At 62.1% G+C, this 14420-nt stretch carries 11 protein-coding genes and 2 pseudogenes; 2 read left to right on the top strand and 11 right to left on the bottom strand.

Annotation, left to right across the window (positions count from 1 at the left end; genetic code table 11):
- Positions 1–105: 105 nt before the first annotated feature.
- On the top strand, positions 106–1029 hold the full coding sequence (locus LXM96_RS13680) for a lytic transglycosylase domain-containing protein (protein WP_239999114.1): 924 nt from the start codon (positions 106–108) through the stop codon (positions 1027–1029).
- A gap of 264 nt (positions 1030–1293) precedes the next feature.
- Here the strand turns inward: LXM96_RS13680 and LXM96_RS13675 are convergent, their stop codons facing one another.
- The 10 genes and pseudogenes from LXM96_RS13675 to LXM96_RS13635 all read right to left on the bottom strand — a co-directional run bounded on the left by LXM96_RS13675 (position 1294) and on the right by LXM96_RS13635 (position 10608).
- Positions 1294–2376, bottom strand: coding sequence for a protein-glutamate methylesterase/protein-glutamine glutaminase (locus LXM96_RS13675; protein WP_239999113.1), 1083 nt, complete (start codon positions 2374–2376; stop codon positions 1294–1296).
- Between the two features lie 4 nt (positions 2377–2380).
- On the bottom strand, positions 2381–3238 hold the full coding sequence (locus LXM96_RS13670) for a CheR family methyltransferase (protein WP_239999112.1): 858 nt from the start codon (positions 3236–3238) through the stop codon (positions 2381–2383).
- A 14-nt stretch (positions 3239–3252) separates the two neighbouring features.
- Positions 3253–3750 carry a chemotaxis protein CheW gene (locus LXM96_RS13665; protein ID WP_239999111.1) on the bottom strand — a complete coding sequence of 166 codons (498 nt, stop codon included), beginning with the start codon at positions 3748–3750 and terminating at the stop codon, positions 3253–3255.
- Positions 3747–4940: pseudogene (locus tag LXM96_RS13660) on the bottom strand (methyl-accepting chemotaxis protein); the annotation flags it as partial. The pseudogene LXM96_RS13660 and the gene LXM96_RS13665, both read right to left, overlap by 4 nt.
- 141 nt (positions 4941–5081) lie before the next feature.
- Positions 5082–5537 (bottom strand): annotated as a pseudogene (locus tag LXM96_RS21990) (MCP four helix bundle domain-containing protein); the annotation flags it as partial.
- A gap of 175 nt (positions 5538–5712) precedes the next feature.
- Positions 5713–7410 carry a methyl-accepting chemotaxis protein gene (locus LXM96_RS13655; protein WP_239999109.1) on the bottom strand — a complete coding sequence of 566 codons (1698 nt, stop codon included), beginning with the start codon at positions 7408–7410 and terminating at the stop codon, positions 5713–5715.
- Between the two features lie 18 nt (positions 7411–7428).
- Positions 7429–7947 carry a chemotaxis protein CheW gene (locus LXM96_RS13650; protein WP_239999107.1) on the bottom strand — a complete coding sequence of 173 codons (519 nt, stop codon included), beginning with the start codon at positions 7945–7947 and terminating at the stop codon, positions 7429–7431.
- The gene (locus LXM96_RS13645) at positions 7944–9917 is read right to left on the bottom strand and encodes a chemotaxis protein CheA (protein ID WP_239999106.1); all 1974 of its coding nucleotides are present in this window, start codon (positions 9915–9917) and stop codon (positions 7944–7946) included. Before LXM96_RS13645 ends, LXM96_RS13650 begins: the two co-directional genes overlap by 4 nt.
- Positions 9914–10282 (bottom strand): response regulator, encoded by a 369-nt coding sequence (locus tag LXM96_RS13640; protein WP_239999104.1) that lies wholly within the window; start codon positions 10280–10282, stop codon positions 9914–9916. The genes LXM96_RS13645 and LXM96_RS13640 overlap by 4 nt, the downstream gene beginning before the upstream one ends.
- Positions 10279–10608, bottom strand: coding sequence for an STAS domain-containing protein (locus LXM96_RS13635; protein ID WP_239999103.1), 330 nt, complete (start codon positions 10606–10608; stop codon positions 10279–10281). Before LXM96_RS13635 ends, LXM96_RS13640 begins: the two co-directional genes overlap by 4 nt.
- 319 nt (positions 10609–10927) lie before the next feature.
- Here LXM96_RS13635 and LXM96_RS13630 point away from each other — a divergent pair, with 319 nt between their 5' ends.
- Positions 10928–12652, top strand: a complete 1725-nt coding sequence (locus LXM96_RS13630; RefSeq protein WP_239999102.1) for an ESX-1 secretion-associated protein — start codon at positions 10928–10930, stop codon at positions 12650–12652.
- A 410-nt stretch (positions 12653–13062) separates the two neighbouring features.
- Here LXM96_RS13630 and LXM96_RS13625 read toward each other — a convergent pair whose 3' ends face one another.
- The gene (locus LXM96_RS13625) at positions 13063–14109 is read right to left on the bottom strand and encodes a sodium:calcium antiporter (RefSeq protein WP_239999100.1); all 1047 of its coding nucleotides are present in this window, start codon (positions 14107–14109) and stop codon (positions 13063–13065) included.
- Positions 14110–14420: the final 311 nt, after the last annotated feature.

Raw genomic sequence — 14420 nt, 5'->3', positions numbered from 1 at the left:
CGGAGACACCGACCGCGGGAAGCTTCTCAAACGAGAGCTTCCCTTTTCTGAAGGAGCCGCTACCTCACCTTTGAAGGAACTCCCAACGATCGTCACGTCCGGCCGATGAAGCGCATTGCTCTTTTTCTTTTTCTAGGCGCAACAGTCTCGCAGGCCGACGCCGAAGATGTGGCAGGGTATCCGGGGCCCCGCGACAACCAGGTGGGTTGTCTGTCGTCCTGGACAGACCCATCCTCCGGGCAGCGGCTCTGCATTCGCACGGACAGTTTTAACCAGGATCTCTGCGCCGGCATCGGATATTTCGCGAGGACCCGGGACGTGCCTGCGGAGTTCTTCGCACGACTGATCTGGCGCGAAAGCCTTTTCCGGCCTCATGCGGTCAGCCCCAAGGGGGCAGAGGGCATCGCGCAGTTCATGCCAGCGACGGCGAAGCTGCGAGGCCTCAGCGACAGCTTCGACATTTTGGCTGCCCTTGAAGCGTCGGCGACCTACCTGCGCGAACTTCACGACCGCTTCGGCGGCTATGGCCTGGCGGCGGCGGCCTATAACGCCGGCGAGGCCCGCCTCACATCTTTTCTGGCCGGAGGCTCGCTGCCTCTGGAAACGCGCGCCTATGTCCTCGCCATCACCGGCCATCCGGTAGAGCAATGGATCAGACAGCCACCCGAGCCGGCGGCCCCGGCTCTCGCCAAAGACAAGGCGTTCCTGGAAAGCTGCGTCGCGCTGGCCGAGACCCGTCGACTGTCACCCACCACGACCATGGCAGACGCTCAGGCGGCACCTTGGGGAGTACAACTGGCGGCGCATCTCAAGCCGGACGTGGCACAGCGGCTGTTTGCTCGCGCGGTGGCCCAGTTGCCGCCTCAGTTCAGGAACGAGCAACCGCTGATCATCCCGCAGACCCGCGGCAATTTCGGCTATCGAACACGTTACGCCGCGCGCATCGGCCGCGAGACACGAGCCCAGGCACAGGCGCTCTGTTCACAGATCAAGGCTGCCGGCGGCGCCTGTACCGTTTTTCGCAACTGACGACGGCTATCACTGCGACACGTCAACCGGCGCATGTCTACGACAACGCCAGCGCGGAACCTCTTGGGGCTCAGCGCTTTGTCCCAAGGGACGTCAAATCTGCCATCGACCGTCCCGTTCCAGTGGACAGCGAAAGGAGAGGACATATGTTGAAATTCATAGGCGGAACAATCGGCGCGATCTTCCTGATCGGGTTGATCGTGGTAGTCCTGTTGCTGATGCTCATCTTTTGACGCGAAGAGTAGATAGCCAGCGCGACCTCGGCTAACGACGGCGGTCTGCCGCAAGGATCTCACGAGCGATCTGCTCCAGCGGGATGACCCTGTTGACCCCGCCGCGCGCGATCGCCTCCTTGGGCATGCCGAACACGACAGACGTTGCCTCGTCTTGTGCGACCGTGAACGCACCGGTCTCGTGCATCTCCAGCATGCCGCGCGCGCCGTCGTCGCCCATGCCCGTCATGATCACTCCCATCGCATTTGCACCGGCCGACCGCGCAGCGGATCGGAACAGGACATCTACCGAGGGGCGGTGACGGCTGACGAGAGGACCGCTGCGCACGCAAACCTCGTAGCGCGCACCGCGGCGTTCCAGCAGCGTGTGCTTCTCGCCGCCCGGCGCAATCAGAACATGCCCGCGCAAAACCGCATCGCCGTCCGTGGCTTCCTTGACCTCCACGGCACATAGACCGTTCAGGCGGTTGGCGAAGGCTGCCGTGAACTTCTCCGGCATGTGTTGGACAATCACCATGCCAGGGGCATTGGCCGGCAGCGCCTCCAGCATTTCGCGCAGTGCCTCCGTCCCGCCTGTCGAGGCACCGACACAGACGACCATCTCGGTCGTTTTTGCCATAGCACCGGCACGCGGCGGCGGAAGAACTGCGTCTGCGGTGAGCCTTGTGCTGGCGGCTTCGCCTTGTTTGTAGCGACGCAGCTTGCCAACCTCGGCCCGCGCGGCCGACTTCACCACCGTGCGAATGCGTTCGGCCGATTCCGCCAGATGGTCTGCAGCGCCGATCTTCGGCTTGAGGATCACATCCACGGCTCCCGCTTCCAGCGCCTGCATCAGCGTCTGCGACCCCGCCTCCGTCAGCGACGAGCACATCACGACAGGAATGGGGTGCTGGCTCATCAACTTGCGCAGAAAGGTGATACCATCCATCTGCGGCATCTCGACATCGAGCGTGATGACATCCGGGATTTCCTCGCGGATCTTCCGCGCCGCCATGAAGGGATCGTTGGCGGCACCGATTACCTCGATCTCCGGGTCCGCCGCCAAGACGGCGGCAAGCGTTTGCCGGACACTGGCGGAATCATCGACGATCAGCACCCGGGTCTTCTTGAACATAGGGTTACACGCGCTTGAAGATGGTATTGGCAACCTGTCGAAGCGGCAGGTCTAGCCCGGACACGGTCTCCGAATGGCCGATGAAAAGGTATCCGCCTGGGATCAGACAATCGCAGAGGCGTGACAGCACCCGCTGCTGGGTCGGCTTGTCGAAGTAGATCATCACGTTGCGGCAGAAGATGATGTGCATCAGGTCGCCTACCGGGTAGGACGCGTCCATCAGGTTGAGCCGGGCAAAGCCGACGCGCGAACGCAGGCGCGGCGAGATGCGCACCTCATTGCGCTGTCGATGTGCCGAGCGCATGACGTGTTTCTGCATCATCGCCGGGGGCACGGGCTGTAGGAGGTCAGCGTTGTAGATCCCCTTGTGCGCCGTCTGCAGCACCTCCGTGGAAAGGTCCGTCGCCAGCACAAAGAAGTCGCGCTCCGGCGCGGAAGCAGCCAGGTGATCGGCAAGCACCATCGCCATGGTGTAAGGCTCCGCCCCCGTCGAACAGGCAGAGCTCCACGCCCTGATCCGCTTATCGCCGAAGGTTTGAAGGATGTCAGGCAGCCCCCGTTCGACGAGGTAGTCGAAATGCCGGGGCTCGCGGAAGAAGTCTGTCTTGTTGGTTGTTACCGAATCGATGAGGTGAACCGATTCGTCCGCGAGACCGCCCTGTTCGAACAGGTAATCGCAATAGGCGTCGAAGCTGTCCACTTTGACGACCCGCAGCCGCCGGCGCAGCCGCCCCTCAAGCATGGTCACCTTGTTGGGCGGCATCTTGATGCCGCTGTAGTCGTAGATGTATTTCGCCAGTCGCTCGAAATTCCGCCGGCTTAGCCGGTCGTCGAGGGGCTGGTTCTTCAACGCAATACTCAATGCACTGTCTCCGATCAGGCGACGCGGACGTCCGGTGCGACACCGGAGAGAGCAGGCCCGGCATCAGAGAACAGCCGGGCGAGATCCACGATGACCACGAAGCTCTGGTCGCGCCGCACCACGCCTGCGATATAATCGGAGCGCCAGCGGATACCGATGTCGGGCGCCGCCTCTATCTGTTCCTGCCGGAACGGCACCACCTCATAGACCCTGTCGGCGACGAGCCCGAGCGCCAGGACCTTGTCCCCGATCGGTACGTCCAGCACGAGAATGCGGGTGTGCGGGGTCTTCACCGTCGCCCTCATTCCGAGCCGCAGGCGCAGGTCGATCACCGGTACGCCCTGTCCGCGTACGTCGCGAAGACCCAGCAGATAGTCCGGTCCATGCGGGATCTTGAAGGCGTCCTCGTGGTCCAGGATTTCCCTTACCACTCCCACGGGCACGGCGAAGAGCTCACTGCCGAGACTGAAGGTTACGAATTGAAGTTCAGCGGATGTGCCGGCCATGGTCATGCACTCTCCCGGAAGTCCGCGTCGTCGGCGTCGGGACCGCCCATGGACATGTCGAGCGCAAAGCCCTTCACGCGCGACTGCTGCGCAGCGACCGTGTGCGAGGCGGTCCGTGACGCGGGCGCCCTCCCCGGCTTCGAGGGGCTCTGCAGGGCTGCTGGCCGCTGGCTCTTCATGCTGCCGGTGTCGACCCGGAAGAAGGCGATCGATGCCTGCAACTCTTCCGCCTGCGAGGCGAGCTCTTCGGACGTTGAAGACATTTCTTCCGAAGCGCCGGCGTTCTGCTGGGTCACCTTGTCGAGCTGCTGGATCGCCTCGTTGATTTGGGACGCTCCGATATCCTGCTCGCGGCAAGCCGCCGAGATCTCGGCAACCAGTTCGGCTGTCTTCTGGATGTCCGGCACCAGACGGTTCAGCATTTCGCCCGCTTCGGTCGCAACCTGAACGGTTTCGCCCGACAGCGTGCTGATCTCGGCGGCGGCCGCCTGCGACCGTTCCGCCAGCTTGCGAACCTCCGAAGCGACGACCGCAAAACCCTTCCCATGCTCGCCGGCACGGGCGGCCTCAACCGCGGCATTGAGGGCCAGAAGGTCGGTCTGGCGGGCGATTTCCTGCACGATCGAGATCTTCTCGGCGATGGTCCGCATTGCGCCCACCGCACGGTTGACGGCCTGACCGGAGGTTTCCGCGTCGCGTGACGACTGGCGGGCGATCTTCTCCGTCTGGGCAGCGTTGTCGGCATTCTGCTTGATGTTGGCAGCCATCTGCTCCATGGAGGCCGAAGCCTCCTCGGCGGCCGACGCCTGTTCGGTCGCGCCCTGGCTCAGCGTTTCCGAGCCCGACGAGAGCTCCTGACTGCCGGAGGACACGTTGTCCGACGCAGCAAGCGCGTCGGCAACGACCAGACGCAAGCGCTCGACCATGCTCTGCAGCGAAAGGCCCAGGACGTCTTTTTCCGAAAGGGGCTTCGGCGTAACCGTGAGGTCGCCGCCCGCGATCTGATCCGCAAGGTTGGCGGTGTTGCGCAGGTTGCCGGTCATGACGTTGATGGTGTCGACGACATCCTTGATCTCGTCGTTGGTCTTGATCTCGATCGTCTGCTCAAGGTCACCGACCGCGACGGCGTCGGCCACGCGACGGATGTTCGAAAGGCCGCGGTTTATTCCGAGCGTGATCCAGAAGGCGGCCGCGGTTGCCAGCACTAAGGCGGCCGCCGCGAGTGTAATTAAGAGATAGAAGGCAGAATCGAAGGCCGCATCCGCCGCAAGATCGGATTCCTGGATGGCCGTCTCCGTCTGAGCAGCGAGGTCTTCCGTTAGGGCATCCAGCTTCTCGCTGGCGGCCGCACCTTCAGTCTGGTTCACCTCCAGCGCCGCATCTCGTAGGCCTTGATCAACAAGAGAGATCACCCTTTTGTTGATGGTGAGGTAGTCATCCCAGAAGTCGCGGATTGCTTGCCACTTCGGCTTGAACGCCTCCGGTGCATCCTTCGCACCTTCGTTCATAGCCTGTTCGAATGCCTGACGTTCTGCTTCGATCAACGCTTTGGCCTTCTCCAGCCGTTCCCGCGTGTTGGCCAGGAGGAGGTCACCTTCAGCAAGACCGAGGCCGTCAAAGGCGGCGGCGATATCATTGGCGTGATCGTCCTGCTGGATCGGGCCTCCAATGAGCTCGTTTCGCAGGGCATTCATCTGCTGCATCTCGTATATGCCCAACCCTGCCGATGAGCAGACAACAAGAATGAGAAAGCCGAACGCCAGCGCCAGCTTCAGTTTGATCGTCAATCGCATAGCCTTATTCCTCAGATGAGGGTGTCATTAATGCTTCTTCAGGACTACCCTCGAAGAAGCGGAACAAGCGAAGAAGAACGATCCATTCACTCTTCTGCATTTTCCGACCGGGTCGGAGTGCCAAACACTTACATGCGTCTGGTCCCCTGGGCCGATCGGCCCAGGGTCTTCTGTGTCAGGCGCTTTCGCGGAAGTGGACGTCGTCGGCGTCCGGTCCACCCATCGACATGTCGAGCGCAAAGCCCTTGGCGCGAGCCTGCTGTGCGGCGACCGGATGATCCAGCTTTTGTGCCTTGGCCACCGGACGGACAACCGGGCGGGCGGACGGTTTCGCAGCGGCCTTGAGTGGAGCCGGAGAGGCCTGTTTTTCCGCCCTTGCGCCCGCGTCGACCCGGAAGAAGGCGATTGATGCCTGCAATTCCTCTGCCTGCGAGGCGAGTTCTTCGGACGTCGAAGACATCTCTTCCGAAGCACCGGCGTTCTGCTGGGTCACCTTGTCGAGCTGCTGGATCGCCTCGTTGATCTGGGAGGCGCCGATATCCTGCTCGCGGCAGGCCGCCGAGATCTCGGCAACCAGTTCGGCTGTCTTCTGGATGTCCGGCACCAGACGGTTCAGCATTTCGCCCGCTTCGGTCGCAACCTGAACGGTTTCGCCCGACAGCGTGCTGATCTCGGCGGCGGCCGCCTGCGACCGTTCCGCCAGCTTGCGAACCTCCGAAGCGACGACCGCAAAACCCTTCCCATGCTCGCCGGCACGGGCGGCCTCAACCGCGGCGTTGAGCGCCAGAAGGTCGGTCTGGCGGGCGATTTCCTGCACGATCGAAATCTTCTCGGCAATGGTCCGCATTGCGCCCACCGCACGGTTGACGGCCTGACCGGAGGTCTCGGCGTCGCGCGACGACTGGCGGGCGATCTTCTCCGTCTGGGCAGCGTTGTCGGCATTCTGCTTGATGTTGGCAGCCATCTGCTCCATTGACGCGGAGGCCTCCTCGGCGGCAGACGCCTGTTCGGTCGCGCCCTGGCTCAGCGTTTCCGAGCTCGACGAGAGCTCCTGACTGCCAGAGGACACATTGTCCGACGCAGCAAGCGCGTCTCCGACGACCCCACGAAGGCGTTCGATCATCGTGTTCACGTAGCCCAGCATGTCGCCGATTTCGTCCCGGCTCGTGATGTCGGCGAAGCGGGTAAGGTCGCCTTCGGCCACCTTCTGCACAGCCTCGGTGGCATTTCGCAGGCCCCGATTGATGCTGATGGCGATCCAGACGGCGGAAACGATTGCGGTGAGGAGAGCAGTCGCCGCGACGATGATCATGATCATCCGTGTCTGCGCGTAGCTTTCGTCGGTGCTAACCTCTGCCTCACGGAGACGCGTCTGTTCAAGGTTCACGACCTCGGTAAGAAGTGTATCGATCTCGTTTGTGGCGGTGCGAGCTGCGCCCGCGGAGATCTGGGCTGCAGCGGCGGCGTTTCCGGCAAGCATCAGGGAGCGAATGCGGTCGTCCTGATTGCGGAAGTCCCGGGTGATTTCTGCGACCTTGTTCCAGAGAACCATCCCCTGTTCCGTCGCAAGCTCCAGTACGCTCTTCAACCCATTATCAAACTCGGCGCGGGCCTGATCGCTCTTGGCTATGTAATCCTGCATCTCCTGCGCGTTCAACGCCATCAACAGGTTCTTCTGCTGGCGGATTTGCTGCAACTGCTCGATACTCAGATCCTGCGCCAGCCTCAAACGCTCCACCGGCCCTTGGATGACGCTGTTCAGCGTTTGATTGAGACTGCTTAGGCTGAAGATCGCATAGCCGGCGGTGGCCAGCAGCATCAGAATGACGAAGCCGAAGGCGGCTCCCAATTTGAACTTGATCGTGGCGCGCATGGAGTTTGCCTTTTCGGACTAGATGGTGCTGGAGCCGATGTTTCGGTGCTCGTGATTGGCAGAAAAGATCGCCTGAAGGTTCGGGAGGATGATGAAATCGCTTCCCCGCTTGACCAGGCAGTCGATGAAATCGGGTCGCCAGCGCATGCCGACGCTGGGAGGTGGCTCGCCGGCGCTGCGCACCAGGGTCGTCACTTCGTGAACCTTGTCGGTCCGGATACCGGTGAGGGTCGGCTCGCCCTCGATGTCGAGCTCGATGACGACGATCCGGCTGTCGATGGTGGGCTGCGTGGCCTCCATCCCGAAAGCAAGTCGGATGTCCGCCAGCGGAATGACCTTGCCGCGGAAGTTGATCACGCTGCCAACGAAGGCCTTGGCGCCGGGCACCGAGGTTTCCGGCAGGAGATCGAGGATTTCCTGAACGGCCGCCGCTTCGAGTGCGAAGACCTCTCCCGCGATATCGAAGGTGACGACTTCAATTTCTTCGCGGCCGTCCCAAAGGGTGTCGGGAAGTGTTCTGGCTGCTGCTTCGCTCATCCCGCTGCCCGCAAGTGCGCCTCCTGCTGCTGTCCCTCGGAGACCAGATGGCCGACGTCGAGAATGAGGGCGACATTGCCGTCCCCGAGGATGGTTGCGCCGGAGAAGGTTCCGACGTCGTGGTGGAGCTTCGACATGCTCTTGATTACCGTCTGGTGGTCGCCGATGATCTGGTCGACCACCAAGCCGACACGCTCAGAGCCGGTCGAGATCACCACCACCTTCTGGAAGGGATCAGGCGTCGTGCCGGTGCGGAAAAGATCCCGCAGCCGGATGAAGGGCACCAGGCTGTCGCGCAGCGAGATGAAGCTGCGCCCCCGCGAGCGCATATCCTCCTCGACCGACAGCTCGAGGCATTCCTCGACGGCCGACAGGGGGATGACGTAGCGGCCGGAGCCGACCCGCACGAGAAGCCCGTCTATGATGGCGAGCGTCAGCGGGATGGCCAGCGAGATTTCCGAGCCCTGGCCTGGGCGGCTGACGACATTGATCGTGCCACGCAGCGCATCGATGGTGCGCTTGACGACATCCATGCCGACGCCACGTCCGGAAAGATTGGTCACTTGCTGGGCCGTGGAGAAGCCCGGCTGGAAGATCAGCTGGTAGAGCTCCTGGTCCGACAGGCTGGCATTGGCCGCGATCAAGCCGGAGGACTCGGCCTTTGCGCGGACCCTGTCCTTGTCGATCCCGCGCCCGTCGTCCTTGATGGTGATGATCACTTCGCCGGCCTGCTGGCGAGCAGAGAGGAAGATCTTGCCGGCCTCCGGCTTTCCGGCGGCGCGACGCTCATCGGCAGGTTCCAGCCCGTGGTCGCATGAGTTGCGCACGAGATGGATCAGCGGGTCGGCGAGCCGCTCGATGACGCTCTTGTCGACCTCAGTGGTTTCTCCCTCAGTGACCAGGTCGATCATCTTGCCGGTTTCGTTGGCCAGGTCGTGGACCAACCGCCGGAAACGACCGAAAAGCTGCGTCACGGGAACCATGCGCAGGACCATCATCGTATCCCGCAGTTCGCCGGACAGCCGCTCCACGTCCTCAGAGACAGCGCGAAGCTGTAGATCGCCGCTGCCGCCTGCAAGCTGGCTGAGGCGCGACTGCGCGATGACCAACTCGCCGACGCGGTCCATCAGTTCGTCCAGCCGCTCCGCCGGAACTCGAACATTCTCGGCTGCCTTGGCGGATTTCGCATCGACCGTCGGGGAACCTTTCGCAGGGAGTTTTGCAGCAGCGGCCGCCTGTTCGGGTACGGCCACCGTCGGATCGGCAGCTGGAGCATCGGGAACGCGCGGCTCGTCCTGGAGCTCGATCACCTCGATCTGCATGTCGTCCATGACAAAGATAAAGACGTCGTCGATGGCAGACCGCGGTTCTGTCGTGGCGAGTTCCACCGTCCAGGACAGGTGAAGATCGACCGGGTTGAGTGTGCCGAGCGCGGGAATGGCGGACCGATCGGCGATGATCCGGCAGTCACCGAGTTCACGCAGTTCGTCGAGCAGCCCGAGCGGATTGGTGCCGTTCGCCATGGCGTCCCGGGGCAGCGAAAAGTGGATGGAATAGCGCCTTTCCTGCGGGCCTTCGGCCTTGGCTGGAGCACCGGCGCCTTCCACTGCGCGGCGCAGATTGGTCAGCAACGCCTCGCTCATCGCCTCATGGTCGCCAAGCGGGGTATCAACCAGGAGGCGCATATGGTCCTTTGCCTCGAGCACCGCGGCGACGAGATCCTGGGTTGCCGGAACCTCTCCTTTGCGTACGCGGTCGAAGGCGCTCTCGCAGTGGTGAGTGAAGGCGGCAAGGGCGTCGAAGCCAAACATGGCGCCGGAACCCTTCAGCGTATGCAAGCCCCGAAAGACCGCATCCACCTGATCCTTGTCCCCTGGGTTCACGTTGAGGTCGAGCAAACCCGCCTCGATCTGCTCGAGGAGCTCCGCCGCCTCCGTCCTGAAGACCGCGATCGGATCGGGAAAGCTCATCGGCCGAGGACCTTGCGGACGATCTTGACCAGGCTTTCCGGGTCGAAAGGCTTCGTCAACCAGCCGGTCGCGCCTGCCGCCTTGGCCTGCTGCTTCATCTCGGCATCGGATTCCGTGGTCAGGAAGATCACGGGAACGCCGGTATGGGCCGGCAGCTTGCGCAGTTCGCGGATCATCGTCAGGCCATCCATGTTTGGCATGTTGAGGTCGGTGACGATCATGTCGAACTGCCCGGAATTGAGCTTTGCCAGCCCATCCTGCCCGTCCACCGCTTCCGTTACGGTGTAGCCCGCATTGCTCAGTGCCACGCGGGTCGTCAGCCGGATGCTGGCGGAATCATCTACTGTCAGGATGCTGGCCGTCACTGCGTTTCTCCCTGGTGGAGCCAAAAATGCTTGTCGCTGGCGTTCATGCTGTTGGTGATGCCGGCGCGTTCGAGCACAGCCAGCACTGAAGCGCCGGCGGGTCTAGCGAGCGAGAGCAGCTTGCCCTCCTCAGCAAAGCTGATCCGCGCCGCCTCAAGGATCTGGACGAGACTCAGATCAACGGGCGCATAATCGGGAACATCGACTTCCGTCGCCGCGTGATCCTTGAGAGAGCGAAGCAGTAGATCCTTGACCTCTGCGGCGCCTCTTACGGTAAGGTTGTCGGGCAGCGCGAGATGGTGGATGGCGGGCTCTGGAAAAGGCATCTTTTGGCATCCGATCGCCTGAACGGCGGCATGAGATTTCGCCTGAGAGAGTGAGTCATCATTATTAAGGCAGTTCTAACTTTCTTCGCTCACTTCTCACGAGGGACTTATGGGACGTGGGATTTCGTAGTGCTTCGCCAGCTAGTCATTAACCACCTCCATCGCTTCCCCTCCCCGATTGTCGACGAGTTAACCTTCGCTGGTAGAGGGTGATGCTCATCTCTGGGACACGCTGTCGCCGCGCCGCTGCTGGCCCAGAAAGAAACAGACGAGCGATCGTCCGACATGAAGGTGGCGCCCGTCACCGATGCGAGGAAAAGTGGCAGCGACTGCACTCAAAATGCCAACGGCGAACCTACCTGAGGCCGATCTTGTTTCGGTCGTCCAGCATCTGGAGAATGCGCGAAGCCGCATCGAGGAGCGCTTTCTCGAAGGCGGAAATGCGGTGCTTGCCATTCTGGAGGTGCTGAATGGTCTGGTCCGCTCACTGGACGATCTCACAACGTCACTCGACGCCGATACCGCCGAGCAGACGACGGCGGAGCTCCAAACGACGATCGGTCGACTCGCCACGCTAACAAACGTCGAGGTGGGCCGGCAGGAGAGCTTCAGCGCCATCCTGTCGTCACAGCAGGCCCTGAGGCCCCAGATGGCGCAGATGCAAGAAACTTTGCGCTACCTGCGGACCTTTGCCGTGACAGCCAAGATCACCGGCGCCGGCGTACCGGAGTTCGCCGGTTTTGCCGAAGAGATCCTGCAGCGTATCGGAGATGGCCGACAGCAGGTGGACGAGCTGTCGAACAAACTGGACAGGCTGGGCACCGGGCTGGGACCTGTCATCAACAGAGGCGAAGGGATCCTGCAAAGTTACAACGACACCATTCCGGCCATCGTTTCCAACCTGGCGGATGGAGAGAGAACGATCGCCGATCACCGCAGGCAGCTTGCAGCCCACGCTGCAAGCGTGAAGGTGGTTACCGGGCGTATCCAGACCAAGCTTGGCTCCACCCTTTCCGCCATGCAGATCGGCGATGCAACGCGACAGCGCATCGAACACTGCCAATCCGCCATCGCTATTCTCGACGAAGTGTCTCCTTCCCTCCCGGAGGCGGAACAGCAGCTTTTGGCGACTGCCGTGCGGCAGCTGGTATCGCTCCAGCTCGAACAGTGCTCATCGGATTTCAAGCGGGAAACGAAGAAGATCGTGGCCACGGTGGCAAGCTTCCAAGCCGACCTCCAGGAGATCGGGGCGCTGCGCCGGCTGATGGCCGAAGGCCGCGAAGGGGAGAACGCACATCTTCTGCGCGGGCTGGAGCAGGCGATTTCCGAAGCTCGCGCGGCCGTCCGTGACGTCGAAACGGTTGCAGGAGAGGCCTCCGACATCAGCAGAGGGACGGCAGAAACGGTTGCGGAACTCACGCAGGGTATCGGCGTCGTGCAACTCGTCCGCACGGACATCCATTATATGGCGCTCAACACCAATCTGCGTTGCGGTCGCGTTGGCGAGAACGGCAAGGCGATCAATGTCGTTGCTGCCGAACTCCGCAATTTCTCCGCTCACCTGGATGAGACGGCGGGAAAAATCCTGACAGCTCTGCAGAGCCTCGCGAAAGCCGCCGAACTTTTGCGTGCGACGGACTCTACAGAGCCCGGCGGCTCCTTGGATGCGCGGCTGGTCAATGTCCTCACCGATATTCGACAGGCGGCGGAGAAGATGGAAGGCGGGCTTGTCGAACTGGCGACACGAAGCCACTCGGCAGAAGAGCAGACGGCTGCACATCTCGCGCGGCTGGATTTTAATGCCGAACTGGGAGACGTGCTGGACGCGTGTGCCACGGACCTTCTTGCAGTCTCCGAGAGCCCCATCTTCGTCGGAGACAACACGGCTTTGAGCGAAATCGGTGATCGTATCCTGCGGCTGTACACGATGGCACCAGAGCGGGAGCTGCATGCACGGATATTCGGGACGAGCGCGCAGGGCGCAGTGTCCATCAGTGCCAAAGTATCGAATGACGACGACGACCTGCTCGACGCGCTCTTCTAGCCCGACCAGGCGGGCGAACGCTCCATCAGTCTCATCCTGCCGCGGCAACGCCGTCTTGTCCGATGATGGGCACATTCTGAGGCCCTGCCCCGGCGCGGCGTGCTGAAAGTGCGCATGCAGGCTGCACAAGCGGGTCACCAGCCATCGGTGATGTCGTGTTCGCAGCAAGAGCGGACCGGGGATCAGGAGGGGCAGCAGGGCGCCACCAACATCGTCGAAGGTCAGCGCCTTCGAGAAGGTGCCATGGGAATTGATGTTGAAATAGGTCGTCGGACATCCAACCTGGAGTTCTGAAGCCAGCTATGCGCCGCCATGTCGGCCATAGGGAGCATTCTCGTATTTGCCTGCAATTGCGCCTGTTGCCTCCATACGCGTGCCGCTGCAGACATCGCTAGCCGCGGCCGTCCCTGTCATCCCGAAACCGTAGCCTGAACCGCTACCGCGGCGCCATAAAGCAGGAGTAGCGCGATGCTTTCTCCGCCAATCCGGCCCGGCCCAAGCCGCTGCCGCAGGATAAGCCCGGCAATGAGAACCGATGTCATGAGCATGGCCGTGACGATCCAGAAAAAATCGGAAGAGTGGATTGCGTGGTAGAGGGATCCTTCTCTGTAGGCGAAATCTGAAGCGGTCAGGAAGAGCGTGTCGAAGGTGTTCCCACCGATGATGCCGCCGACCGCGAGTTGCAGGGATCCACGCCGTACTGCAGTGATCGTGGTGACCAGTTCGGGTAGTGACGTCACGAGGGCGGTTGCAAGCGCGCCGACGAGCGTCTCCGAGATTTCCATCCGGTCGGAGAGTACGCCGGCCGTGCCGGCAATGACCCAGCCTGCCAACCCCAGAAGCAGCATCAAGGCGCCGAAGGTCAAAAAGAGCCGGCCCGTGCTTTCACTTCGGCTGGTGGCGTCTTCCTTATCCGGCTTGTCTTCGCGCGTGGCTGCCGTGGCGACCGGCTTCCACATGGGCTCCTCACGCACTGTGCGGCTTGTTACCAAGCCTACTACGTAGACAACGGGAATAGCGAAGGAGACGGGATGTATCGCCCAGATTGATACCTCGGGTGTCGTGAGCGCCACCAGGGGCAATGCGAGGAGACCCATCAGCACCAGGCCTTGATAGACATTGCCAAGATCTGCTGCGGCGTGCTCGAGATTGGCCTTGCGGTAGGTCACGTCGGCCACCGCAAGAAAGACGGTCTGAGCTGCGATTCCGCCCACGCTGTTGGAAAATGCGAGGGAGGCGCGGCCGTCGAGAGCAGAGGTGATCGAAACGATGATGCCGCTGAGCGATGTTGCTGCTCCGAGAAGAACCGCGCCTATGAGTGCCTCCCCGAAGCCGGTGCGGTCCGCCAGCCGATCCGCCAGCCTTGTGATACGTAGCCCCGCAAAGAAGATCACGGCGGCGGCGCCAAAGAAACCGGCACCGAGGGTCGTGGTCGAGAGATCGATCCAGATGTCCATGCTCATCCTTTGTGGTTGCTAGCCCTAAGCCGCGTGGCCCGCCTGCAGGGTATCGTCTCTTTCCAACGGCGCGGTGACTGAAACCGCACGCATGAATTCGATGTGCTCGCGAACAGCTTCTTATTGCATCTGTTCCACTGCCTGGGCATTTGCCGGCCGGCCCGGATGCGTATCAAGTGCAGATGACGAAGCAGATACAGTCGAGGTTCTAATGATATGTCCGGTCAGAGGCGGAGAGCTGAGCTATCGGGATAGATCGCGCAGCTCTGCGCGTTGTAGGACGTTGAGGCAGAAGGCCGGTGCGGAGACAA

This window comes from Rhizobium halophilum (genome assembly GCF_021648825.1).
Lineage (GTDB): Bacteria > Pseudomonadota > Alphaproteobacteria > Rhizobiales > Rhizobiaceae > Neorhizobium > Neorhizobium halophilum.
Note: the sequence above shows the minus strand (reverse complement) of the source record. Positions and strands in the feature narration are given on the sequence as shown.